Annotated in this window: 22 protein-coding genes and 1 other annotated feature; of the genes, 3 read left to right on the plus strand and 19 right to left on the minus strand. The window is 35.2% G+C overall.

Annotated elements, in window-relative coordinates:
- Positions 1-47 precede the first annotated feature (47 nt).
- The 15 genes from BLR36_RS07770 to BLR36_RS07840 form a co-directional block, all read right to left on the minus strand.
- Entirely contained in the window at positions 48-1,280 is a 1,233-nt protein-coding gene (locus tag BLR36_RS07770; RefSeq protein ID WP_093061168.1) for an ABC transporter substrate-binding protein, read from the minus strand.
- Between the two features lie 438 nt (positions 1,281-1,718).
- On the minus strand, positions 1,719-3,995 hold the full coding sequence (locus BLR36_RS07775; RefSeq protein ID WP_093061169.1) for a glycoside hydrolase family 65 protein: 2,277 nt from the start codon (positions 3,993-3,995) through the stop codon (positions 1,719-1,721).
- An 11-nt stretch (positions 3,996-4,006) separates the two neighbouring features.
- The gene (pgmB, locus tag BLR36_RS07780) at positions 4,007-4,684 is read right to left on the minus strand and encodes a beta-phosphoglucomutase (RefSeq protein WP_093061257.1); all 678 of its coding nucleotides are present in this window, start codon (positions 4,682-4,684) and stop codon (positions 4,007-4,009) included.
- Between the two features lie 5 nt (positions 4,685-4,689).
- Positions 4,690-5,718 (minus strand): LacI family DNA-binding transcriptional regulator, encoded by a 1,029-nt coding sequence (locus BLR36_RS07785; protein WP_093061170.1) that lies wholly within the window; start codon positions 5,716-5,718, stop codon positions 4,690-4,692.
- 36 nt (positions 5,719-5,754) lie between these two features.
- Positions 5,755-6,459 (minus strand): YesL family protein, encoded by a 705-nt coding sequence (locus tag BLR36_RS07790; RefSeq protein ID WP_093061171.1) that lies wholly within the window; start codon positions 6,457-6,459, stop codon positions 5,755-5,757.
- Positions 6,460-6,485: 26 nt separating this feature from the next.
- Complete coding sequence (locus tag BLR36_RS07795; RefSeq protein ID WP_093061172.1) at positions 6,486-7,322, minus strand: carbohydrate ABC transporter permease; 837 nt, start codon at positions 7,320-7,322, stop codon at positions 6,486-6,488.
- A complete protein-coding gene (locus BLR36_RS07800; RefSeq protein WP_093061173.1) occupies positions 7,322-8,197 on the minus strand; it encodes a carbohydrate ABC transporter permease in 876 nt (291 codons plus the stop codon). The genes BLR36_RS07795 and BLR36_RS07800 overlap by 1 nt, the downstream gene beginning before the upstream one ends.
- A gap of 109 nt (positions 8,198-8,306) precedes the next feature.
- Complete coding sequence (locus BLR36_RS07805; protein ID WP_093061174.1) at positions 8,307-9,569, minus strand: sugar ABC transporter substrate-binding protein; 1,263 nt, start codon at positions 9,567-9,569, stop codon at positions 8,307-8,309.
- A 62-nt stretch (positions 9,570-9,631) separates the two neighbouring features.
- The gene (locus BLR36_RS07810; protein ID WP_093061175.1) at positions 9,632-12,007 is read right to left on the minus strand and encodes a glycoside hydrolase family 65 protein; all 2,376 of its coding nucleotides are present in this window, start codon (positions 12,005-12,007) and stop codon (positions 9,632-9,634) included.
- Between the two features lie 280 nt (positions 12,008-12,287).
- Positions 12,288-13,661 (minus strand): argininosuccinate lyase, encoded by a 1,374-nt coding sequence (argH, locus tag BLR36_RS07815; RefSeq protein WP_093061176.1) that lies wholly within the window; start codon positions 13,659-13,661, stop codon positions 12,288-12,290.
- On the minus strand, positions 13,658-14,866 hold the full coding sequence (locus BLR36_RS07820; RefSeq protein ID WP_093061177.1) for an argininosuccinate synthase: 1,209 nt from the start codon (positions 14,864-14,866) through the stop codon (positions 13,658-13,660). The genes argH and BLR36_RS07820 overlap by 4 nt, the downstream gene beginning before the upstream one ends.
- 105 nt (positions 14,867-14,971) lie before the next feature.
- Positions 14,972-15,775 (minus strand): polyphosphate kinase 2 family protein, encoded by an 804-nt coding sequence (locus tag BLR36_RS07825; RefSeq protein WP_093061178.1) that lies wholly within the window; start codon positions 15,773-15,775, stop codon positions 14,972-14,974.
- Positions 15,776-16,405: 630 nt separating this feature from the next.
- Positions 16,406-16,702, minus strand: a complete 297-nt coding sequence (locus BLR36_RS07830) for an antibiotic biosynthesis monooxygenase family protein (protein ID WP_093061179.1) — start codon at positions 16,700-16,702, stop codon at positions 16,406-16,408.
- Positions 16,699-17,367, minus strand: coding sequence for an HAD family hydrolase (locus tag BLR36_RS07835; protein ID WP_139185074.1), 669 nt, complete (start codon positions 17,365-17,367; stop codon positions 16,699-16,701). The genes BLR36_RS07830 and BLR36_RS07835 overlap by 4 nt, the downstream gene beginning before the upstream one ends.
- A 32-nt stretch (positions 17,368-17,399) precedes the next feature.
- Positions 17,400-18,182 carry a phosphotransferase family protein gene (locus BLR36_RS07840; protein WP_175454000.1) on the minus strand — a complete coding sequence of 261 codons (783 nt, stop codon included), beginning with the start codon at positions 18,180-18,182 and terminating at the stop codon, positions 17,400-17,402.
- A gap of 306 nt (positions 18,183-18,488) precedes the next feature.
- Here BLR36_RS07840 and BLR36_RS07845 point away from each other — a divergent pair, with 306 nt between their 5' ends.
- Positions 18,489-18,641, plus strand: coding sequence for a Spo0E family sporulation regulatory protein-aspartic acid phosphatase (locus tag BLR36_RS07845; RefSeq protein WP_093061258.1), 153 nt, complete (start codon positions 18,489-18,491; stop codon positions 18,639-18,641).
- A gap of 153 nt (positions 18,642-18,794) precedes the next feature.
- On the opposite strand, the gene BLR36_RS07850 is transcribed toward BLR36_RS07845, so the two are convergent.
- Together BLR36_RS07850 and BLR36_RS07855 are read right to left on the minus strand one after the other, a co-directional pair.
- Positions 18,795-19,547 (minus strand): SDR family NAD(P)-dependent oxidoreductase, encoded by a 753-nt coding sequence (locus tag BLR36_RS07850; protein WP_093061259.1) that lies wholly within the window; start codon positions 19,545-19,547, stop codon positions 18,795-18,797.
- The gene (locus tag BLR36_RS07855) at positions 19,534-20,478 is read right to left on the minus strand and encodes an MBL fold metallo-hydrolase (protein ID WP_093061182.1); all 945 of its coding nucleotides are present in this window, start codon (positions 20,476-20,478) and stop codon (positions 19,534-19,536) included. Before BLR36_RS07855 ends, BLR36_RS07850 begins: the two co-directional genes overlap by 14 nt.
- A gap of 120 nt (positions 20,479-20,598) precedes the next feature.
- Positions 20,599-20,811 (plus strand) — a binding site (T-box leader).
- Between the two features lie 65 nt (positions 20,812-20,876).
- Here BLR36_RS07855 and proC point away from each other — a divergent pair.
- Complete coding sequence (proC, locus tag BLR36_RS07860; RefSeq protein ID WP_093061183.1) at positions 20,877-21,692, plus strand: pyrroline-5-carboxylate reductase; 816 nt, start codon at positions 20,877-20,879, stop codon at positions 21,690-21,692.
- Between the two features lie 41 nt (positions 21,693-21,733).
- On the opposite strand, the gene rnz is transcribed toward proC, so the two are convergent.
- On the minus strand, positions 21,734-22,678 hold the full coding sequence (gene rnz / locus BLR36_RS07865; protein ID WP_093061184.1) for a ribonuclease Z: 945 nt from the start codon (positions 22,676-22,678) through the stop codon (positions 21,734-21,736).
- A 212-nt stretch (positions 22,679-22,890) separates the two neighbouring features.
- Between rnz and BLR36_RS07870 the strand changes: the two genes are divergently transcribed.
- The gene (locus BLR36_RS07870; protein ID WP_093061185.1) at positions 22,891-24,342 is read left to right on the plus strand and encodes a UDP-N-acetylmuramoyl-L-alanyl-D-glutamate--2,6-diaminopimelate ligase; all 1,452 of its coding nucleotides are present in this window, start codon (positions 22,891-22,893) and stop codon (positions 24,340-24,342) included.
- Here the strand turns inward: BLR36_RS07870 and BLR36_RS07875 are convergent.
- The gene (locus BLR36_RS07875) at positions 24,330-25,571 is read right to left on the minus strand and encodes a DNA polymerase IV (protein ID WP_093061186.1); all 1,242 of its coding nucleotides are present in this window, start codon (positions 25,569-25,571) and stop codon (positions 24,330-24,332) included. The two genes, BLR36_RS07870 and BLR36_RS07875, sit on opposite strands and share 13 nt — an antisense overlap.
- Positions 25,572-25,633: the final 62 nt, after the last annotated feature.

Below are 25,633 nucleotides of genomic sequence, written 5' to 3' on the forward strand. Positions count from 1 at the left end.
AAGGTAAAGCACTTAAAAAGTGCCTTACCGTATGAATATTTATATTTTTACTCAACAGCACTATCTAATGCCTCTTTCGGATTCTGTAAAGTACTTGGATTAAAAATAGATTCAAATGTCTGTGTCAGATTCTCAGATACTTTACTCCAATCTTCAACTATGAAAGATGCAGGCGTATATCCGTCACTCTTTTCGAGCATTGAATAGAATACACTTTTCACTGGGTCCTGTTCAAGTTGCTCACTTTCTACAACCGATTTTAAAACTGGAAGTTCAAAACCAATTCTTTCCTTATTCGCTTCCTCATTGGTCCAGAATTTAAGGAATTCGAATGCTTCCTCTTTATGTTCAGAGTTTTTAGAAATTGATACCCCTGAAGAACTTAAGATACTGACGCTTTTACCGCCTTTAAATGACGGTAATTCTACCACGCCATAGTCAATGCCAGCTTCTTTCAATGGAGTTAAACCCCATGCACCATATACAAACATCGCAACTTTACCAGATTTCATTTCTTGTGATCCAGAACCTTCTGTCGGGATTGCAGAACCATCCTTCGCCATGTTTTGGAACATTTCAAATACTTCTACAGATTGTTTTGAATTCAAGTTTCCATTTAAATTTCCATCTTTATCAACATAAGATGTGTTATTGCCCCATAGGAACATTTCAAAATCGTATGGATCGGGTTTCCCTGAAAAAGCGAAACCACTTACTTTTGAATCTTTATTTGATATTTTCTTAGCGGTTTCTTGAAGATCCTCCCATGTCCAACCTGATTTTGGATAATCTACTCCCGCTTCATCAAAAATCGCTTTATTATAGTAGACGACATGCGTCGTGTATCCAACTGGTAATCCTAAAATTTGCCCATCTGCAGAATTATAATTCCATAATGTTTCATAGAAATTATCTTTGTACTCAGCACCTTCTTTTTCGATATAGGAATCAAGAGGCTCTAGCGCATCCTTGTATTGGGGATAGTTCCACATATACATAATATCTGGGGCATCTTTAGCACCCATACCGGCTGTAATTTTTGTGTCATATTCACTTCCGTATGCTTCTAAAACCACTTCGATATTTTCATTCGCTTCATTGAATTTATCAATCATATCCTGTTGCAAGCTTACATCATCGCCTACGTCCCAAGTGGCAAAACGGAGTTTAACTTTACCATCAGACGTTTTGTCTCCACTTGACGATGAACTACAACCTGCTAATAACAAAATTGCTGCAATAAACAAAACTAAAATAGCTTTAAATTTTACTAACTTCATAGTAATCCTCCTTTTTTATTAACAATTTCATTATATTCTGACTTTTACTAAATGTAAACGCTTTTATTGATATATTAACTAAATATTTATTGCTGAAATATAGTTTATTTAGTATTTAGTAGGCTTCACGCTATTTGTTAGGGTTTTATAAATGTAGATGGTATATAGTACGTGTATAAAATCTTTTGTGTAAAAAGAAATTTAGTAAAACTTTGAAGTTGCTATCATTCTAACAACCAAAATAGTACTAACAGCTGGCTGTACCACTCTTCTGTCATCGGGGTTTCGGAACTTGTACCTTATAATTCATATGCATAGCTGGAGCACAAAAAAAAGCGTTAATTCCTTTCAGAATTAACGCTCATTTCTTTTCATCAGCTCAATAAGAAAAACGACATACAGAAAATGTCATACGAAGGCCATCCTACCGACTTTGTTTTATAACGCCATCTTCAGAAGTTTTCCACTTTCAAGTTCAATCATTTCTCCCTTATGTGAAATAGTTAAACTTTCACCTTCTACTAGGGAATAGGTTACTGTGCTTCTTTCCATTTGAATATTTATTGTTCGATTTTGATATTGCAAGTTAAACTCAAGTGAATCCCAAAGTTCCGGCAGGGAAGGTGATAAAAACAAACCATTTTCTTTCACTCTTAAACCGGCAAAACCATAAACTATTGCTATCCACGTGCCTCCCATATTGGCCATATGAAGCCCGTCTTTTGTATTTCCATGTGTATTATCCAGGTCTAATCGAGCTGTTTTACCAAAATAATCATAGGCTTTAGCGTTGTCACCTAATTTGGAAGCCATCACACTAAATATACAAGAAGATAAAGAAGAATCATGAGTGGTAATTTGTTCATAGTAATTATAGGAACTATTCATCGTTTCCAAATCCTGTTCATCTTCCAAAAGAAAATGAGCAAGTACTGTATCTGCTTGTTTACAAACTTGATATCTATAAAGAGTTAGTGGATGATAATTTAGCAAAAGTGGAAATTTTTCTTTCGGGGTATTTTCAAAATCCCAGCGATCCTTTTGTAAAAAACTATCATCTTGTGCATTGATTTTATACCTTTCATCGTATGGAAGGTACATCTTTTCCCCTGCACTAACCCACTCGATCACTTCTAATTCCGTTAATTGTAATCTATCGCTCAATTCACCTAATACCTTGTTATCCTTTTCTTTCAAAAGATTATATGCCTTAGCAGCCCATAACAAATTATTTTTTGCCAAGACATTTGTATAATAATTGTTATTTACAATACATGTATATTCGTCAGGACCCGTCACACTATCAATTCTAAATTGTCCATCTTTCATATGACCAGTATCGATCCAAAGACGAGCAGTTTCAAATAGAAGTTCGGCCATATAATCCATTAAAAATGAATCATCCTTCGTTACTAAATAATACTGAATATAACTATACGCTATGTCTGCGCTGATGTGATATTGTGCTGTACCTGCTGGAAAGAATGCTGAACTTTCAGGTCCCGTAATTGTTCTCCATGGAAATAACGCCCCTTTTTTATGACCCATTTCCTTTGCTCTTGCTCTTGCACTATCTAAAATAGAGTATCTTTGGATTAATAGATTTTTTGCCAATTCTGGATTTGTCATGACGAACACTGGAAATATATAAATTTCAGTATCCCAGAAATAGTGTCCCTCGTATCCTTCTCCTGATAATCCTTTAGCTGCAATATTACTCACAGAGTCTTTGCCAACCGATTGTAAAAGCTGATAAAGATTAAAACGAATTCCTTCTTGAAGGGAAGTATCTCCACCGATTTTCACATCCGCGATACTCCAAAACTTATCTAAGTACTCTTTTTGCTTTATCAAAAGATCTTCAAAAGATATCTCCTTTAATTGTTCTTGAATAGACAGTGCCTCATCCACAACAGCATTACCATGCCTTAATGTGTCTGTATACACATTAAATTTGGTAAATTGAATTGGCTCATTTCCCTTGTATAAATAGGTCTCTTCTACACTGCTTTCAGTTATATTACTTGCATATTCATAATCATCTATATCAATCATAGAAGAGGTAACACAAGCAACTTCTAGCTTTGTTGCAAACGTGATATTTTTCACAATGCTAAAATTTTCTTCTTTTCGAATTTCTGAAATACGAAGTCTTGTTGCATGACCTGAAGCAACTCGAGGATCATTTGGATCGACAAAGTTTGATACATTGCCATCCACTACTGACACAATTTTAACTTGTTGAATATTGTTTAATGGCACTATCTTAACTTCTATCGCAAACAATTCTTTCGTAACAAACGAAATGACTCTTTTAAAATGAATTTTGACTTCCTTACCTCTAGCAGATTTCCAATGTACAATTCTTTCGGAATAGCCTGCATCCATATGCAAATTTCGTTCTAAATGTAATACTTCCCCATCAAATAAAGAAAAATGTTCATCATCCAAATATATATTTATCGTTTGAGCATCAATGACATTCAAAATTTTCTGTTGGATATCTGGAAATGCATGAAGTTTCTCCCCATAACTGATTTCCGTTTCATCATGAAAAGCATTAATATATGTACCACGAATGGAGCTAAATCCACTATTATAGCCCTCTTCAAAATTTCCCCTAACACCTAGATAACCATTCCCTAAAGACAAAAGACTTTCATCCAGCAGAAGGTTTTGGTTATCTATTTCTGTTTTAGTTAGTTTCCAGGTCAATAGATTTCACCTCAGCTATTTTTTGCGCTGTATTTGTTAATAATTTCTTCAAAATCTAACATTGCTGTATTTTCTACTAAATAGTCCGCGTGCGATAAATGTTCTACTGAACCAATTCCTACAGAAAACATCTTTGCTTGGTTCAGTGCGTCTATACCTGCTGCAGCATCTTCAATCCCAATGCACTCCTCATAAGGAATGCCAAAGTAATCAGCAGCAGTCGTGAAGGTTTCTGGATCTGGCTTTCCTTTTTTAACTTTGGAGGCATCGACAATATAATCGAAATAACTTGTGAGTCCAAGTTTTTCTATGATGTTTTTTGCATTTTCACTTGCTGAACCAAGCGCAATTTTAATCTGGTGTTTTTTATTGTTTATCAACAAATTTTCAATACCAGGTAAGATGTTTTCTTTAGTAATAGATTCAGCTAATTCTAAATAGTATTTATTCTTTTTATTAGCTAATTTTACTTTTTCCTCATTAGTCAACCTTGCCAAAGAATTATTCAATTGTAGTATCAGTTCAAGTGATTCCATGCGGCTAATTCCTTTAAGTCGCTCATTAAATTGTCTGTCAAATGAGATTCCAAGTTCCTCAGCGAGTTTGTTCCATGCTAAATAGTGAAATTCTGCTGAATCGGTAATAACACCGTCTAAATCGTATATAAATGCTTTTGGGTAAAGAGTCATTAAATTCATTCCTTTCTTGATGAAATGGATTTCACACTTCCTCTTTCTACTAACTTATGTTCAACGTTCACATGCTTATGGTCCAGGTTATTTTCCATTAAGTCTTCCAATAATTGCGCAGCCAGTTTTCCTATTTCAAAAAAATCCTGACCAATTGTAGTGAGCTGTGGGTCCGTGTAACTACTAAATACTAAATCATCAAAACCAGTGATAGAGATATCCTCTGGAACTTTCAAGCCTACTTCTTTTACTGCCTTCATAACTCCAAATGCCATGAGATCGCTAAAACAAAGAAAAGCAGTAGGACGCTTTGTTTCTAAATATTTTTTTGACATTTCATATGCTTCTTGCTCTGAAAAATCAGCATACATGATTCCTTCTAAATTTAGCTCTAAGCCATTTTCTTTGAAGGCTTCTTGAACTCCTTTTATGCGCTCTGAATTAACATAAGTGTTCTTCCTACCAGCGATTATTGCAATATCCCTGTGATTTCTTTCAAATAAGTACATCGCCATTTCTTTGCTGGCCCTTACATTATCAATAGACACGCTACCTACTAATCCATTAGTCGTTTCAGGAATAATATCAAGTACAACGCAAGGTATATTTGTATCGATCAACTCTATATAGTACGGATCATCTATACGTATTCCCTGTAAAAGTGCGCCGCCAATATTACGTTCGCGGCAATACTTCGCATAGCTTTTTTGTTTCTGACGCTGTGAATCTATTAGGTAGATGGACAATTCAAATTGACTAGCTGAAACTGCGGTATAAACACCCTTGAATATATTAAATGCGTTATTATCTTTTTCACTATTATTGAGCACCCCTGAAGATATTAAGCCAATCGTCATTTGTTTCTTAGATGATAGGTTTTTAGCTACAATATTTGGTGTATAGCCCATTTGCTCAGCAATCTCAAAAATTCTCTGTCTCGTCTTTTCATTCACATCTGTATAGTTGTTAAAGGCTTTTGAAACAATGCTGACAGATACACCAGCTTCTTTTGCAACATCTTTAATAGTAGTCAATTTCATAACTCTCTTTCTAAATGTAATGAGGTATACTTAAGTACTTTTGTTAATGATTGCTTTTTCCTGCATCTTCAATGAGAATCTATAAAATGCAGCAAAAGATAAATAGGCACTTAATGATCCGATAAAAAGTGGTATCAAAAATACAAGCTTTGTAGTACTTACGTAAAACAACAAGAAATTACTAATAAGAATTACAAAAGATAAGAACGGACTCCCTATCATTACTAAAAAAGTGTTCTTTAACAATTCTCGAATATTCATTTGAAAATGCACATTTAATGAAAAAAAGTTAATCGTAAAAACAAATAATGCAAATCCCATAATCGAAAATACTAGACGGAATAGTTCATGCTCATTCGTAAAATAATAGAAGTCGATAATCCATATTAGCCAAAGTAAGGTCAAAACAAGCCCCGCCACAACACTCTTTTTATAATTAGATCTAATATGCGAAAAATATGCTTTTGTTAAAGAGGGATGATCAATCTTTAACACCCAATCACGAGCCATCGCAAACAATCCAGTTGTACTAGGGAAAAACAGTAAAGGAAATAAAATTAATAAAGGTACATAGTAAATTACAAACGCTATGCTAAAATTATTTGCGTATATACTTAAAACAATAATTATGATTGGAACATTGATTATCATCCATAAAATATTAATAACAGAAAATCGCATAACCCATTCTGTTGTACTGTACAATACTCCCGGGAAACCTGAAAACTCACGCATGTTGTTACCTCCTGAAGTAATAGTTTTTATTTCACTGCCCCTTCCCCGATTCCTTTAATAATATGTTTTTGTGCAAGTACATAGAAAATTACTACAGGAATTATGGTAAGCATCAAGCCTGCCATAGCAAGGTTCCATTGAATAGTAAATTGCCCAAAGAAATAAAAAGTAGAAAGTGGGATTGTACGAAGCCCCTTATCAGTAAGTGTTAATGAGGGTAGTAAATAATCATTCCAAATATTTATAACGTTTAAAATCATTACCGTTACAGTGATTGGTTTTAAAATAGGGAAAATAATTCTCCAGAAAACCCCAAACTTCGAAGCACCGTCAATTGTAGCTGCTTCCTCAAGTGTAATTGGGATAGACTTAACAAATCCATGATATAAGAAAACAGAAATACTAGTACTAAAACCAATATGCATAAATATTAAACCTTCGCGAGTATTGATCATTGGAATATGTAAAGAGTTAGTTATAGTGCTCATAAATTGCATTAAAGGCATCATTAACGTTTGGAAAGGAATAAGCATTGTTGCAATAAACACCATGAAAATAATTTTACTTAGTTTGTTATCCGTTCTTGCAAGCATCCAAGCAGTCATGGAAGACAATACAACAATGATTAAGACAGAAATAATGGTGATATACAACGAATTAGCTAATGCATTTAAAAAGTTCATTTTGTCCATTGCTTCTATATAATATTGGAAGCTGAACTCTGTAGGTGGTGCTAACACATTTTCATATAATTCCTGTCGATTTTTAAATGAATTGACAATAATGATATAGATGGGAGATAAAAAGAATAGCGCTGTAATGAGGAGTAAAAGCTCTTTTAATACTCGATAAAATTTTTTCATTACAACTCTACCTCCCTCTTTTTCGTAATATAAACTTGTGTGAGTGTAATTGCTGCTACTATTAAGAAGAATATAATCGCCTTAGCCTGACCATATCCATAATTACCATATCCAAAGATCTCATTGTAAATATTCATGGCGAACATTTCCGTAGAATTAGCAGGTCCACCACCTGTTAGAGAAAGGTTAACATCATAGATTTTAAATGCAGATGAAAGCGTTAAAAACAAGCTAATCGTAAAAGCAGGCATTAACAGTGGGAAGGTAATATTTTTTAATTTTTGCCACCAACTAGCACCATCAATCATCGCAGCTTCCATGACATCTTGCGGTATACTTTGTATTCCTGCAATATAAATAATCATAATATATCCTGCCATTTGCCAAGTAAAAACAAATACTAATGCATATAAAGCAAAATCCTTATCGATCAGCCAATTAAAAAAGAAATGATCCATACCAGTTAACTCGCCTATTAGTGTAAAAACATCTAAGAAAATAAACTGCCAAATATAACCTAATATTAATCCTCCAATTAGATAAGGCATAAAAACCATTGTTCTTGCAGCGTTTGCTATTTTTAGTTTAGATGTCACGAGCAGAGCAAAAACAAGACCAACAATATTAACTGAAATTACTGCTAAAATGGTGAATAATGTTGTCTTCCACGTAGATGTTAGAAAACGGGAATCACCAAATAACTGGATGAAATTATCAAAGCCTACAAATACTTTTGGGTTAGCTGCAATGCCATCCCACTTAAAAAAGGAATAATATATTCCAATTACGAATGGAATAACTACCACGGTCAAAAAAATAATAGTTAATGGAGCAGTAAATAATAAATACCACCCTTTATTATTTTTGTTTTGCATGTCAAAACACTCCTTTCTCCTAGTTTATCCATGGTTCATATTAGTAGTACTGGGCACTCCTCAAATGGTGTGCCCAGCCCCTGTGTATCTATCAACCTTTGAAGTTAAACTATTTTACAGCGTTCTTCCAAGCATCATCTAAGCTTTCTATAAATTCTTCGCCAGTCATATCTTTTGATAAAAAGAACTCTTCTGCTTTTGGACCAAAGTCGTTTGGCACGATATTAGCTGGGTAATAGTTTTGTGCCCAAGGAATCGTTTGACCACTATTAGATGCATTTAATACATCTTGTGATAAAGGATCTAAATCATTTGCTTCGATACTCGTAAGAGCAGGTACGAAGCCAAATTCCTCTACAATGTATTTCTGACCTGTTTCACTTGTGAACATCCAGTTTAAGAAATCTTTTGCAGCTTGCGTTTCAGCTTCATCTTTTTTGCCATTGACTGCCCAGTTATTTCCAACTCCGACTGCTAATTTGTCAGTTCCCATTAGTGGGAATGGCAACATCCCTACTTCAAAATCTACGTCAAAATCTGAAAGCATCCCATAAGCCCAATTTCCTTGATGGATCATCGCTGATTTTCCAGCAGCAAAGTCACCAACTTCTTTGTCATATGTCACATCTAAAGGACTTGGAGTGTTTGCTTTAATAGCTTCCATGAACTTCCCGAACTCTTGAAATTCTTTCGTTTCTGCCATTGTTGTCTCACCACTTGTTAACTTATCGATGAATTCGTAGTGATCGCTTTGCAATGAGAATGGATAGTTACTAATATGACCAATTAGGAAATATGCTTCTTTCGATAGACCAAGACCAGTAATCCCTTCTCCTTTGAACTTTTCTAAAGTGCTAACAAACGAATCATAGTCAGCAACATCTTCTGGTTTTACTAAATCCTTGTTATAAACTAATCCAAATCCTTCTACACCATATGGTATTCCTACAATTTGGTCATCCACTTTAAGTTCCATTCCAGGAGCAATGTCTTTTGCATATGATTCGGCTGACAGATCAGCTACATACGACTTCATTTTTTCTGCTTCTGTAACATTTTGTAGACTGAATATAGATGGACCTTGGTCACTGTTCATACGAATTTGCAACTGTTCAAAATAATCGTCACCTGTTGTGCCCCATACTTCTACTTCCACACCAGTTTCAGCCGTATATTCCTCTGCAAGGGCCTCTAACTGATCTGTAATTTCCACTTTACTTTGGAAGATAGTAATTTTCTGATCTGAAGCTTTACCACTATCGCCATTTTTTTCGTTTCCAGTTGCGCCATCGTTACCGCCACTACAAGCACCTAGTATTAATAGCAAAGCGATTAGAAATAGACTACTCCATGTTCTTTTTTGGTTCTTCATATAAATTCCTCCCCCTATAATTTGAATTTCTATAGTGAATAAAATGAAAAATCATTTTATAACTACCTTTTGCCGTATTCATACTCTATATTTATTTCATCATCACAATAATAGATTTGATCATAAACCTCAAATTCTATTTTTTTCTTATGCTCGACTTTTACAGATAAAGTATTATCTGTAAGGAATATTCCTATAGGTTGACCTTGCCAATGAATCGTAAGCTTCATATGATTCCACTGCTTTGGTAATTTCGGGTTTATTGTAAGTTTCCCATCTACGAGTCTAATTCCCGCAAATCCAAAGACGGCTGCTTTCCATATTCCTCCGATGGATGCTGCGTGTATCCCATCGTCAGATGTATTCATTAATGGTCCTAAATCGACTTCAGTAGCTTTTCTAAATAACGAATATGCAAAATCTGTGTCCCCTATATCATTCGCTAGAATAGAGTGGGTTGCTAAGCTTAACGAAGAATCATGTAATGTTTTTGGTTCGTAATAATAGAAGTTAGCTTCTTTTACTTCATTCGATAACTTAATGTCTTCATGTAAAAAAGTTTGTCGTAACAGGTAAAACAAGAGCAATGTATCCGCTTGTTTTGTAACTTGAAAAGTATTAATTTGTTGTGGATTATAATATAGATATATAGTTCTTAATTTTTCTTGATTTTTATATTTTGTCAGATCAATTTCTTTTAATTTTAAGTAAGTATCATCTTGAGGGATAACTAAATCTTGTTCACGTGGTTGAGGCAAATATATTTTTTCTGCTTTTGTTTGCCAAGTTTTATAAGCTGTTTTTAAATCTAACTTCATTGTCAATTTTTCTATTAAGCTGGGATTATCTTTCATTAATGTTTCGTAATATCGGATTGCAAGTTTTATATTAAAAAAAGCCATATAATTTGTAAAAGCATTGTTGTTTACATGCTCTTTATACTCATCAGGACCTATAACATTGTTAATATGGTATTCTTGCTTCCTTTCATTCCACTCAAGACGACTTGCCCAAAAAATTGCAGTATCAAAAATTATTTCATAACCATAATGGTCCATAAATTCCTGATCAGCAGTGACATTAAAGTATTGGTAAATTGCAAAAGCGATGTCAGCGGAAATATGTTGCTCAATAACTCCAGACCAAATTTTCGTTTGCTTTCCAGTTACGATATCAATATCTCCTAATTTTGGAGTTACTTCTCCGTCAGTTGGCCAAGCCGCCTCCCAAGGAAACATAGCCCCACTATAACCATTTTCCCTTGCCTTTTCCCTAGCTCCTTCTAAGCCATAGTAACGATAGGTTAAAAGTGATTTTGCAATTGCTGGATTGGAAAAGATGAAAAAGGGAAGTATAAATATTTCTGTATCCCAAAACGAATGCCCTTTATAACCTTCTCCGCTCAATGCTTTTGCTGCAACTCCCATTCGTTCATCATGTGCAGGAGCCATAATCGTTAACTGATATAGTGAGAATCGCAATGCAAGTTGATCATATGGATTTTCACTATTAATCTCTAATTTGTAAGCATTCCATATGCTATAATTCCATGCTTCTTTATGTGATTGAAAGAGTGAATCATAGCCTTTTATTGAACTATTTCGCAAATCTTCTAGTGACTTATCCATTAGCAATTGAATATTGTATTCGGTATTGTCAAATTCCTTATCTCGACTAGTGTACACTGTCGTTAGTTTTTCCAATTCCATTTTGTCATTTGGTTGAAGATTAATATTATAGGTAAGCCACACTTTTCGACGAGACATGTTCATTGCTGGATAATCCGTTATTTCTTGGTCATTAACTAATACTTTGTGTGAAGAGTTGATAACCACATCTATTTTGGACTGATTAGTTGTTTGGACTAGTAAAATCTTCTTTTTATCAAATATTCTGCGTTCACCTTCTAAAAAATGCTGTGACCCAGAATTACTCATTTGTGCGTCAATCCCAGAATCAAATGAAATTTGAACGGGGTCTGATAAACTTTTAACAAACATTTTCATACCTATTAAATGTAAATTATCTAGTGACACAAATCGTTTAAATTCAAACTGAAGTACTTTTCCTTTCGGAGAGGTCCATTCAAAAATTCTGATCAGCTCAGCATATTTTAAATTTAATTGTCTTATGTAATCCTTTGTTTTTCCAATTTCAAGACTGAATCGTTCACCGTCAACACGAATATCTAATCTTGTTACATCTGCTATATTTGGTAATTCTGTTACTTCATTTTCTTCAGCCTTATTAAAAGTACCAGCAACAAATAAGTTTCGAGTTTCTTTCATATAGGGCTCTTCAGTAGCAGAGCGTAACCCTAAATAACCGTTTCCAAGATGCATAATCGCTTCCGCTTTCCCAAGTGAATCAGGTTGGAATTCGGTTTCTGAAACAATCCAGTTTTCAAGCTCTTCTTTACCCAACGAATAACTTATCATATTACTAATATCCCCCTCTCCAAAAGTATTGTACTAAGTTACGAAAACGTTTTAGATTTATAAAAGAAACAATTATCAATGGAAAAGTAATTTAGGACAACTCCGAAAACGTTTTAGTTTTAATGCAAATTGTAAGCCTTTACATATTTAACTATAAGTATAAAATTTTTAATTGTCAATAAATTAAAGGTTTTTAGACTATTTTTGAATTTCTTTTATGGAGGAAAACACATAAAAATGTAGACAACTCGTTTTTTGAGTGTCTACACTTTTGTTAGGTTTAAGCAAGTCGTGTCTTTGCTTCCTTAATTTGAATTTTTACTTGTTCGAATCCAGTTCCACCAAGAGAATTTCTTCTACTAACAGCGGCTAATGGAGACAATACATCATATATATCTGGCTCGATTAAGCTACTTGCCTGTTTGAGATCTTCCAGTGGTAAGTCGAGCAAGAAATAGCCTCTTTGGATGCAAAGGAAAACTAATTTACCAGTTACTTCGTGTGCTTCACGGAAAGGAAGTCCTTTAGCTGCTAAATAGTCAGCAAGCTCTGTAGCATTCGAGAAGTCTTTGTGTACAGTTTCATGTAAGCGTTCTGTATGTACTATCATCGTACGAACCATACCTTCAAAAATCTTCAGTGATCCAACGATTGTATGTACCGTATCGAACATGCCCTCTTTGTCTTCTTGCATATCTTTGTTGTAAGCAAGTGGAAGACCCTTAATGACAGTCAGTAATCCCATGAGATTGCCGTATACCCGGCCAGTTTTTCCACGGATTAACTCGGCCATATCTGGATTTTTCTTTTGAGGCATAATACTAGAGCCAGTTGAAAAAGCATCATCCAGTTCAATAAAGTTAAATTCAGAGCTAGACCATAATATAATTTCTTCTGCAAATCGAGATAAATGAGCCATCAGCATAGAAGAATTACTTAAGAATTCTAAAATAAAATCACGGTCACTTACTGCGTCCATACTATTTTCATAGACATTTGCAAAACCAAGATATTCAGCGGCAATCTTGCGATCAATTGGGAAGGTCGTTCCTGCAAGTGCTCCTGCTCCTAGCGGTGAAATATCGATGCGCTTCATAGAATCTTTGAAACGATCCTTGTCACGCTCTAACATCCAAAAATAAGCCATTAAATGATGCGCAAACGAAATTGGCTGTGCACGCTGCAAGTGAGTATAGCCTGGCGCAAGTGTTTCCACATGCGTTTCAGCTTGTGTTACTAGTGTTTGCTGAAAAATCTCAATTAACTTGATGATTTCCAGTACTCTATTTTTCAAAAAGAGATGCATATCTGTTGCTACCTGATCATTTCGACTACGCCCAGTGTGCAGCTTACCACCTACTGGTCCGATTAAATCAATTAGCATTTTTTCTAAATTTAAATGAATATCTTCATTGGCAACGGAAAACTCTAGTTTGTTTTCCGTTGCTAATTTTTTCAATTGAACAAGCCCACCTAAAATACTTTGAACATCTTCTGCTGGAAGTATTTTGCAGTCTCCTAGCATTTGGACATGCGCGATACTTCCATCAATATCTTCCATTACTAAAGCCTGGTCGAACCCGATAGATGCACCAAATTCGTCTACCCATTGTTCGGCAGATTTTTGAAATCTGCCTCCCCATAGTTTTGTCATACTTCCACCTTCTCCGCTCCCTTGTTCACCATTGCGTGAACTTTAGTAGGAAGACCCCATAACTCGATAAATCCTACAGCAGAAGCATGATTAAATTCATCATCTTTTGTATATGTTGCTAATTTCTCATTGTATAGAGAATTCGGTGATTTACGTCCTTCCACAATTGCATGCCCTTTAAATAATTTCACACGTACTGTACCATTCACATACTGCTGTGTTTCCTTTAAGAATGCCTCTAGTGCAGTTCTAAGTGGTGAGAACCAAAGTCCTTCATAAATTAGTTCCGTTAACTTTTTCTCCATTACTGGTTTAAAATGAGCTAATTCTTTTACTAAAGTTATATCTTCTAATTCTTTATGTGCTAATAGTAAGGTATGCGCACCAGGAATCTCATACACTTCACGCGATTTAATACCAACTAAACGATTTTCTACGTGGTCAATACGGCCAACACCGTGTTTTCCAGCCAAATCATTTAATTTTAATATTAATTCATGTAAGGGATATGCAACTCCGTCTATGGATGTAGGTACCCCTTTTAAAAACTCAATTTCAATGACATCAGCAGTGTCAGGAGCATTTTCCAAAGAAACAGTTAAATCATAAGCCTCTTCCGGTGGAGCAGCCCAAGGATCTTCCAAAATGCCACATTCATTTGCACGACCCCAAAGGTTTTGATCGATAGAGAATGGGCTGTCTAAGTTAATAGGAATTGGGATATTTTTTTCTTTTGCGTAAGCAATTTCTTCTTCACGACTCCAGCTCCACTCACGAACCGGTGCTATTACTTCCAAGTTAGGATTTAATGCTTTAATAGAAACTTCGAAACGAACTTGGTCATTCCCTTTTCCTGTACAACCATGCGCAACAGCAGTTGCTCCCGTTTGTTCAGCAATTTCCACTAATTTCTTCGAGATTAGTGGACGAGATAAAGCAGAAACTAATGGATATTTATTCTCATACCATGTATGAGCTTGAAGTGAGATCAATGCATATTCATTGGCGAATTCTTCCCTAGCATCAATCATATAACTTTCAATCGCTCCAACCTCAAGCGCTTTGTTTTTCACGAATGCAAGGTCTTTTCCTTCACCAACGTCTAAACAAACAGCTACAACATCGTATCCTTCATCCTTTAACCACGTAATTGCAACTGATGTATCTAACCCGCCTGAATATGCTAAAACAACTTTTTTGTTCATTATTAAATCCCTCCAATGAATTTATATACAAGTTTTTAGTATTAATATACATAATGTATCATGACTTGTGTATAAATACAACTAATATTTAATAATTATAAGTATTTATTCATCTCCCTGCATCTCCTGAACTTCCACCTTGTCTTCTTTAACTTCTTCAGTGATGGGAGTGTATTCAATCCCTCGTTTATCCAGCTGGTCTTCAATTTCTTGAATAATATTCTGTAAAACAACTAGGCGAGCATGTAATTTATCGTCTCCATGAACAATAAACCATGGTGCATCCGTACAATTAGTTTTAGAAAACATATCTTCGGCTGCCTCTAAATACTGACCATATTTTTCTCGATTTCGCCAGTCCTCGTCTGTCAGCTTCCACATTTTATAGGGATCGGTTTTGCGTTCTATAAATCGTTTCAATTGTTCTTCTTCTGAAACATGTATCCAATGCTTAATAACAATGTAATTTTCTGCTGATAATGTTTTTTCGAATTGATTTATTTCTTTATAAGCTCGTTTCCATTCCTCTTTAGTTGCTAGCTTCTCCACTCGCTCCACTAAAACTCTTCCATACCAGGAGCGATCGAATATGCCTATTTGTCCATGTTGCGGCAGCTTTCTCCAAAAACGTTGCAGGTAGTGATAGCGCAATTCATGGGGCTGAGGTGCAGAAATAGGATGTACTATATATCCTCTAGGGTCTAAACGCTGTGTTAATCGTTTAATAGCGCCACCTTTACCTGCAGCATCCATTCCTTCAAAAGCAAGTATTAGTCCTATCTTTTCTTCTAAAAGAGTCTGCTGTAAGCTTAACAAATGATATTGAAGTTGCTTTAATATTTTTTTATATTCTTTTTTAGAATGTTCAAAATGAGTTGCTTCTAAATTATTTAGTCTATTTTTCAACATAACCCCTCCGATGTTTTTTTAACAGTATACCCATTTTTCTAATTGATTAATATTTTCAATGTTTTGTTCTGAGATAACCTAGATAAAACATACCAAGTTCTTTTCAAAACATGTTACTATCGTTTACGAAGGCTTTGTGTAGGTTTAAATTAAAGTTTACTCATATGCGCTCCCAACTAAATAATAAAAACCCATTTTGACAAAAGATTATCAAAAATGGGTTCCATCAGATTTAAGTTTGGTTTTTATAAAAAGATTGATTAATCTTTTGCCGCCTTTTCAAAGAACAGACCAGCACCATCTTTGGTCGTAATGCGCATTAGAGTATAGTTTACTTCATACAATTCCTTGAGGTGAATAAAATGGAATTACTTTCTGAAAAGGATGCATTGAAATGGATACTTTATGTTCTTTACTTCGGATTACCTACTCTAATAGTAATAAATTTAGGTATATTAATAACTTTAATCCAATTAAAGAGAAGAAATAAAAGATAAAATATAACACGAAGCAACAGAGTAATTGTTCCTTTAAGTACAAAGAGCGTACAAGATATATTTTTTATATACTTTCTTTTAATAAAAATAGACTTAATACTCTTTAGGAGAGAACTAAGTCTAATTTTATATTCTAGGATATACGCACTTTCTCAAAGTGTTCGACAACTGGAAATGGATCGTAGTATGGATGAAGAAGTTTCTTCCATTCCTGATATTCGCTCGATTCTCTAAATCCAATTACATGATCTTCTAGGCTTTCCCAACTCACTAATAGTAAATAATTCCCCTTACCTTCTATACAACGTTGTAACTCATGGGTTATATAACCCGGCATTGAAGATATTATTTTTGATGCTTGTCGAAAAGCATTCTCATAATTTTCTTCTAAACCCGTTTTAACTTGTAACATCACAGCCTCTAATATCATTTTACTGCTCCTTTACGTTCTAAATTCTTTAATAAATCACTTAATGTGATTTCCGCCATGGAGTCAATTCGAGCATCAAAATTCTCAAATTTAAGGTTTCTTGTAACATTATTTGGAACAATAATACATCGAATCCCTGCCTGTTTTGCTGCACTCAATCCATTAAGTGAATCTTCAAATACTATCGTTTCTTTTGGTGACAACCCCAAGTCCATAAGTGTTTTATGATATAGTTCAGGATCTGGTTTAATTTTAATCACATCATCTTTTGTATTAATAACTTCAAAGTAATCTATTATATTAAGTCGCTCTAAGTAGGTGTGCACCCACTGCTTTGAAGAACTAGAAGCTAGCGCTATCTTCATATTACTTTGTTTAGCTTCATCTAAATATTCTTTCACACCTTCACGAAGTACAGGTACTCCCATCTTTTCTTCATATCTAAGTGTTGCATACTCTTCAATCAATTCACAATTGACTAAATCACCAGCGATTTCCCGAAAGTAAGTGTATAGAACATCATTTCCAGTTCCAATACAATGAGAATATCCTATTAAATCCAAACTAATATGATGACTTTCCCAAAACACTTCTTTGAATGCCTCATACCAAGTGGATTCTGTATCAACAATTAAACCATCAAAATCAAAAATAACTCCTTTAATCAATTACAACACCTCATTTTTATATTGTTTTGTTAAAAAAATTCGTAAAGCCCACCATCGAAATAATTAAACTCTTCGTTTGTAATCTGTTGTAATCTATATCCTGTATAAAAGGCATCTAGTAATTCCTTATCAAAAAGAAAGGATCGAATAGCAAGCGCTATATCATATCTTGGATCACCAAAGGCGGTCTCAGATAGGTCAATAAACGTATGAACCTGATTATCCGTAACTAGTACGTTATCTATCGTACAATCTCCATGTATAAGCGTTTGTGGTATAGTTTCCGGTTTGTTTAATATCAATTTTTCTAATAATTGCTGATTTCCATCCACCTCATAGTTATTTAGATTGTATGCTGCTCTTTTAAGTTGCATATCTAACCAGCATGCCTGTTGTTTCCATTTTAGTGGTGGATCAGTTTCGTGTACTGTTCTCAACTTTGTGCCAAAACTATGAATTAGGTTCTTTTTTTCCTCAACTGTTTTAGCAACAATTAATGCCTCCCTTAGGGGAATTCCTGGCTCCATACTCATGAGAAGGTAACTATTATTTTCATCCTCTTCAAAGTCGAGATACGTGGGTATAGATAAAGCAGTTTTAGCGTTCAATTCTTGCATAACTTTTGCTTCCTTTAATAACCATGATCTATACTTTGGTAAAGAGGAACATTTGCAAACATAATTCCCTTGTTCAGCATGAAAAAATTGCACTTCAGAAGTTGCGCCCTGCCTTTTAGGATAGGAAGTCTGCAGAACATTTCCAATTATTTTTTTAAATTTCTCTGGAATAGATTGATTTTTAGTGTTTTTCACCATGGTCACCTCATTTGCAACATTTCGGTTATCATAGTTCATATTCTCTACCCACATACTATAATCCTGTTATGTTCTAAGATAATGTGGACACAACACACAAATAAATGTCTAGTTAAATTGTTTAAATGTTACGATTATTATGCAAATGTGACATTTTTGTGAAAAAAGGATATTTTCCACAATCCGACAAACTTTGCAATTTCCCTATTATACAATGAACAAGTTGCTACATTACCTACAAGAAAAATACTCCAAGAAATGAAGCTAAATATACAATACGGAGGAAATATTGTGAACAGTCATATGCACCAAAAATCATTATTGCTACAAATCGAATTAAAGAAAAAGGAAATGTATAGAAAGGCAAGTATTCTTGGATTTACCCATCCAATTGTCGTTACTTGTAGTCAGGAGCTAGATAAATTACTGAATAGATACCAACAAAAAGCTTCATAAATATGAAATATACAGGTACCTGCTTAGCTTCTAAACTAAGTTAAATAAATTTACTTTTTCTTTTAAAAAAACCGATTTCTCCGCTATTCGAGGAAATCGGTTTTTCTTAATAATTTTCATATTTTTTGCTCAGTATTTGTCGCTAATCTTATGTTATTTTTTTGTAAAATACTTTTTCCCGACTGTTTCGACAAAAGATGGAGCTATCGCATATAGTTTGCTTGTAATACTCATATAAGAAGGTAGATCAATCTCTCGGACCGGTTTTTCAATTACTTGTTTTATAGACGCTACCACTTTTTCTGGTGTCAACAGATGTTTCTTCATACTATTTCTATAACTACCAGTCTGATCAGCTAGATCGAGAAAAGGAGTATCTATTGGTCCAGGATTAATAGTGGTCACCTCAATATCAAACTCCTTCAGTTCCATCCGGATAGCATTTGCAAACCCAAGTATGGCATGCTTTGAAGCAGCGTACACAGACGCTTTAGGAGTAGCAACTTTACCTGCTTGAGACGCAACAAATATAAAATGACCACTTCCGCGATTTTTCATCTTTTCTGCAAAGTACTTCGTCAACTGCATCGGTGCGAGTACATTTACTTGTATCATTTTCTCCATATCTGTTTCATCCATCTCTAATAAATAGGAGAAAGTCCCAACACCAGCACAGTGGATTACCGTATCAGGTGTACCCATGCCATTAAAAAGGGCATCATATAACGGAGCATTTGTTAAGTCTGCTTCAACTGTATGTATACCACTGGTCGATAAATTGTTTAATACAATTGTATTACGACCCGTAGCCCAAATCTCGTGACCTGCTTCATGTAGTGTTTTTGCCAGCAATAAACCTACTCCACTCGTCGCACCGGTGATTAAAATTTTTTTAGCATTGTTCATATAAGAAAATTCCTTTTTCATCTCGATTTGCTGTTATTAGTTCTTCCTCTATTAAATAATCTATTTGTCCAATCGTTTCAGAAAGGGTTAAACCAAGTTCCTTTTCGTAAACCTTCGGAAATAGTTGTTTTGTCAGTTCGAAGATTGTTTTTTCACCATCACTTAACATATCTAGTACTTTAAGCGCTCTCTCTCTTTGTTTTTCCAGTCTATATGTAACAAGCTCTTGAATATTATACACTTCGTTGCCATGACCACTATACACCTTTTCTACAGGGAGCTGTTGAATCTTTTTCAATGATGCATTATATTGTAACAACGATTTCTGACGGCTTTGCTGAGGGTCTAAAGGAGGTTCAATTAAAGGATTAGATGAAACCTTTTCCAGTATAAGGTCACCTCCAATTAGTACCTTTGAGCTTTCAGACCAAAATGCTAAATGGCTTTGCGCATGTCCTAATGTTTCAAGCACTTGAATATTCGGATGCCCAGGCAATGAGTCGCCGTCGTATAAATAGTTGTCTAATGTTCGACTACCAAGGAGGCTTAAAGGTCTTCTCATTTTTTCTACCCAATGAAAATAGTCCTCCGGTACACCTTCCTCTTTTAAGCATTGCAGATAAAAACGATCATGATACTCTAAAAATGCTTTATCACGCGTCATCCATACTTGATTGTATTTGTGACCTAGAATGGTTGCTTGCTCAAAAGCATCTGTCCACCCAGCATGGTCGGGGTGATGGTGTGTTAACACGACCTGTTCAATATCGGATAGTAAATAACCAGCCTCTTTAATCCCTTTTTTTAATGCTATCAATGCTTCTTCTGTTTTGGGTCCTGCATCGATTAGTGTCAAAGCATCCCCTTTAATTAAATATGCGTTTACGTCTCCTACCGCAAAAGGAGTAGGAATAATTATTTTATGTATCATTTGCATTCTCCTTATTAATGAATAGTCATTCATTACATTGTACTCCTAATTGTGTAAGTCGTCACGAAAACTTAGTTGACTTTTTATAACAAGATGCATATAATTTCATTAATTCAGAATATAAAAGCTAAGATGAAGATTAGTACATATATGATGGAGTTAAGAGAGTGAAATGATCCGCTGCAAGTTTCACCTCCCGCTCGTATATAGAACCTACTTCGGAGCTACTATGTAAACATGGTCGTACCTTCTCGATACGAAGGAATTAAGTTGTGCTGGAAATTTCAGCAAATTTAGGTGGTACCGCGGAAAACAAGTGTTTTCGTCCTTAATATATATGGGATGAGAGCGCTTTTTTATTTTGTTGAAATTAGGCATGACTATAAGGAGGAATTCCAATGACGAACATTGTGTTTGTAGGGGCTGGTGCTATGGCGGAAGCAATTATAAATGGTTTAACTAAAGAAGAGAAAATTTCGCCTGCATTTATCCATGTAATGAACAAATCAGATGACAGACAGCTTGCGCATTTAAAAGAAACGTACAATGTGCAGATCGTATGCGGACAGAAAAAAGCGTTAACGGAAGCTGATATCATTTTTTTAGCGATGAAACCAAAGGATGCGAATAATGCGTTAACAAGTCTGGCGCCATATATAAACAACAAAGCAACGATCATTTCAGTTATTGCCGGTATCAGTATCCATACCATTACAAATTATCTTGGAAATAGACCAATTGCACGAGTAATGCCAAATACATCGGCAACTGTAGGCATGAGTGCATCTGCTGTCTGTTGGAATGAACTCGTTTCAGAAGAATCTAAACTACTCATCATTAATCTCTTAGAATCGATTGGCACAGTCAAAGCAGTAGCTGAAGATGATTTACATATTGTTACTGCACTTTCAGGAAGCGGTCCAGCCTACTTCTACTTTTTTGCTGAACAGTTTGAATCCGCTGCTGTTGAACATGGTTTGAACAAAGGAGATGCTCGCCAATTATTCATTCAGACGATGGAAGGTGCAGCACAAATGCTCAAAAAAGGAGATGTGGAACCAAAAGAACTTCGTAGAAGAGTCACGAGTCCTGGCGGCACCACAGAAGCAGGCATAGAACAATTAATGGAACATCAAGTGAGTGAAGCTATCTTTGCTTGCATCCATGCAGCGCAAAATAGATCTCGAGAGCTAGGTAAATTATTCGAGTCCTAAAAAAAGATTCCGAATGAAGTACAACTCGTTCGGAATCTTTTTTATACCCTTAGTTTAACTAAATCACCATTTATCCAACTATATTCCGCAAAATCTTCTGCGATATAAATAGGGAAACGATAAGCTTCTACTTGCGTAATCATCTTGTTCAGATCGGATGACAAAAAACGAGCGCTAATATGGTTGACAATCAAATGTCTAGCATTCGCTTTTTGACAAACCTCTGCTGCATCCACTATTGTGGAATGTCCATAAAGACGTGCAAGCTCAGCAGTTTCTACGTCGAATGTTCCTTCATGAACGACCACATCAGCAGCCTCACTTAACATTATAGAGTTTTCACAGTATTTTGTGTCTCCCAATATCGTTACCTTAAATCCTTTTCTCGGTTCTCCAGTTACCTCTTCACTCTTGATCACTCTGCCATCGGGAAGTACAACATCTTGTCCATCCTTTAATTGTTTTAATAAAGGACCTCTCGGAACTCCTAATGCATCCGTTTTATCAATAAATAATTCCGGTGCAAGTGCTTTTTGTTTGACGGTATAGCCGAAGCAAGGCATAACATGCTCTAATAGTTTTGCCTCCACGATAAATTGTTCATCTTCAAATACGATACCCTCATCTATTTCTATTATAGAAAATGGATATTTAACATGCGTTCTTGATACAGCGAGCGTTACTTCTATCCAATTCTTAAGTCCTGTTGGTCCATATATTGTAAGTGGCTCTTCCCCACCTAAAAATGAGCGGGAGCCTAGTAATCCAGGGAGTCCGTAAATATGATCTCCATGTAAATGTGTGATAAATAGTTTTTCCAGTTTACGAGGCTTTAATGACGTATGTAAAATCTGATGTTGAGTTGCTTCCCCACAATCAAACATCCAAAATGTCCCTCGCTCCTCTAATAGTTTCAATACAGTGGATGTCGTATTACGTTGTTTCGACGGCATCCCTGCACCAGTACCTAAAAATAATAACTGCATTTTTGCTCACTTCCTTTAACAAGACTGGACATAAAATAACTATAGAAACCTTAGTAATTACAACCTGTAGTTATTTTTATAAAGTCCTATAAATTATCTACATTTATTGATTATTTAAATAATATTAACATTAGTCTAACTCTAAATTTCGTGTATGTAAAAAGTAAAACTGCAAACAATAATTAAACAACTTAAAGGGGCGTCCAAAACTTATGAAATTAGAGTCATTGATAAAGCCATTAGGTATTCACATAAGTCCAGAAGACGTGTCCATTGACATAAAAGGTCTGGCTTTTAACTCCTCTAAAGTAAAGCGAAATTATATATTTGTTGCAATACCAGGGACCATGACAGATGGACATAAGTATATACAAGATGCTATTTTAAATGGAGCTTGTGTTGTTATTGGCGAAGAGAATCTTTCAGCTTTAGGTGTGCCCTATTTTCGGGTACCCAATTCACGAAAAACCTTAGGATTACTAGCAAAGATCTTTTATAATAATCCTACTCAACATAAAATAATGATAGGAATCACAGGAACAAATGGGAAAACGACTACCTCTTATATGCTTAGACATATTTTGGAATCTGCAGGAATATCCTGTGCATTATTCGGTAGTGTTTCGACGATAATTAACGGAATTGAAAACGAGTCTACACATACAACTGCTGATGCAGTAACTATAAATGAGCTTTTAGAAATGTGTAACGACTCGGTTGTCATAATGGAAGTTTCCTCTCACGGTTTGGTTCAATCTCGGGTGGAGGGTCTTCAATTTGATTTTTGTATTTTCACTAATTTAGAGCAAGAACATTTAGATTACCATGAAAATATGGAATCATACTACTTAGCTAAACAATCTCTATTCAATTATTTAAAACCCAATGGCGTTGCTATAATCAATTCGGATTCATCATGGGGTGAGCGACTATGTTCGTATGTAAGCTCTTTAAATAAAGAGGTTATCAAAATTAATGGAAAAAATCCAACATATATCGTAAATGATGAGGAACTTGTATCAATGAAGGAACCAATACAATCATATTCACTAAACAGTCAGATGAAAGGGAAGCATAATTTAGAAAACGCTTCGCTTGCATTTTCAACGGCAATCTCCTTAAAACTAGAACCTTTGAATATTGAACGTTCATTAGAAAATTTCAATGGGGTACCAGGAAGATTTGAGCTTTTCAAGCATCCTAGTGGAGCAAACTGCATAGTTGATTATGCTCACACAGCGAATGCCTTTTCGCATATTTTAGAAACGGCTAACTTATATAACCCCAATAGAATCATACATATTTTTGGATTTAGGGGAAATAGAGACGTCCAAAAAAGAAAAAATATGGTTCAAATCTCTCTAAATAAATGTCATCTTTGTATTTTAACATTGGACGATCTAAATGGCGTACCAGCAGAACAAATGATTCAAGATTTATATTCACTGGATCCATTGAATAGATGCATTATTATTCCAGACCGAACTTTAGCTATTCAGTATGCATGGGAAAATGCTCATAAGAATGACCTACTAGTTATCACAGGGAAAGGCATTGAAAATTATCAACAAAGTTATAGCTTACCTACCATTTCTGACATAGACACGCTAAATTATCTGAACGATTCATCTTTAGTTCAACAACAGCATTCTCAATTATTGTGATCATCTAAGAAGTCTTTGCTGAAGCTTGTTTTCGATTCTAGTGAAGGCTTCTTTTTCGCCTTCATTCCACGCTTTATACTATTTTCTCCAAATTTGCCCTGCAATTGCTCCACGAGCTTCAGAATAGGCTCTTCTTTTGCATGTTCTTCAAAGTTAAAGATAGATAGCTGCTCTACTGATTCTCCTTTATCGTACACATTGTTGACTGTTATACCCAATAAGCGAATCGCATCACCATTCCAAGAGACATGGAATAAGTCTAATGCTAATTGATTTATTTCATGTTCCTTGTAGAGATTGCTAGTTACTGTTTTACTTCTCGTTTTGTTTTTCCAATTAGCATCCCGTATATGTATAGTTAAGGACCGTCCGGCCAAATTTTTGGCATCAAGTCTAGCAGCCACCTTTTTTGATAGTCGATTAAACACTTTCTCCAGTTCTTCTATGTTGGACACATCATAAGGCAATGTTGTTGAATTGCCAACACTTTTCGTATCATAAATAGACTCGGGATCAACGGCTCTATTATCTGTACCATTAGCTCGATTTAGCAGTCGAATACCGTTCTTCCCTAGTTTTTCTTTCAGTAAATTTGAATTGGCATTGGCCAAATCTCCTATAGAATTAATACCGATAGATTCCAATTTTCGAGCAGTGCTTTCTCCTATACCATGCATCTCTATTACGGGAAGTGGCCATAAAATATCACTCACCTGTCTTTTCCGTAATACAGTTATTCCCATTGGTTTTTTAAGATTGGACGCCGTTTTAGCTAGAAATTTATTAGGGGCAATTCCAATTGAGCTAGGCAAATCTAGCTCTCGTAAAATGCGATCCTGGATTGATTTGGCAAAGCCGACTGCATCATTATTCAATTCAACGTCTGTCACATCCATGTACCCTTCATCTATAGAAACAGGCTCAACGAGATGCGTATAAGATCTTAAAATCTCGAACATTGCTTTGGAAGCGATTCGGTACCGTTCAAAATTCGGGGGCAATAAAATCAGTTCTGGACATTTTCGTTTTGCTTCCCATACAGACATCGTAGTATAAATACCTTTGGCTCTTGCCTCATAAGAGCATGTAACTAGTATGCCCCGCCTTTCTTTAGGATTACCCGCTATAGCAATAGCCTTTCCTTTTAAAGAGGGGTCATGTGCTTGTTCAACCGATGCATAAAAGCTATTCATATCCAGGTGAAAAATAATTCTATGTTTACTAGACAACACATCCCCCTCCTTCCCACTCACGTATAATAGATAGTATGTTCTATATAACTCATTATACA

Source organism: Psychrobacillus sp. OK028, assembly GCF_900103605.1.
In the GTDB taxonomy this organism is placed as follows: Bacteria; Bacillota; Bacilli; order Bacillales_A; family Planococcaceae; genus Psychrobacillus.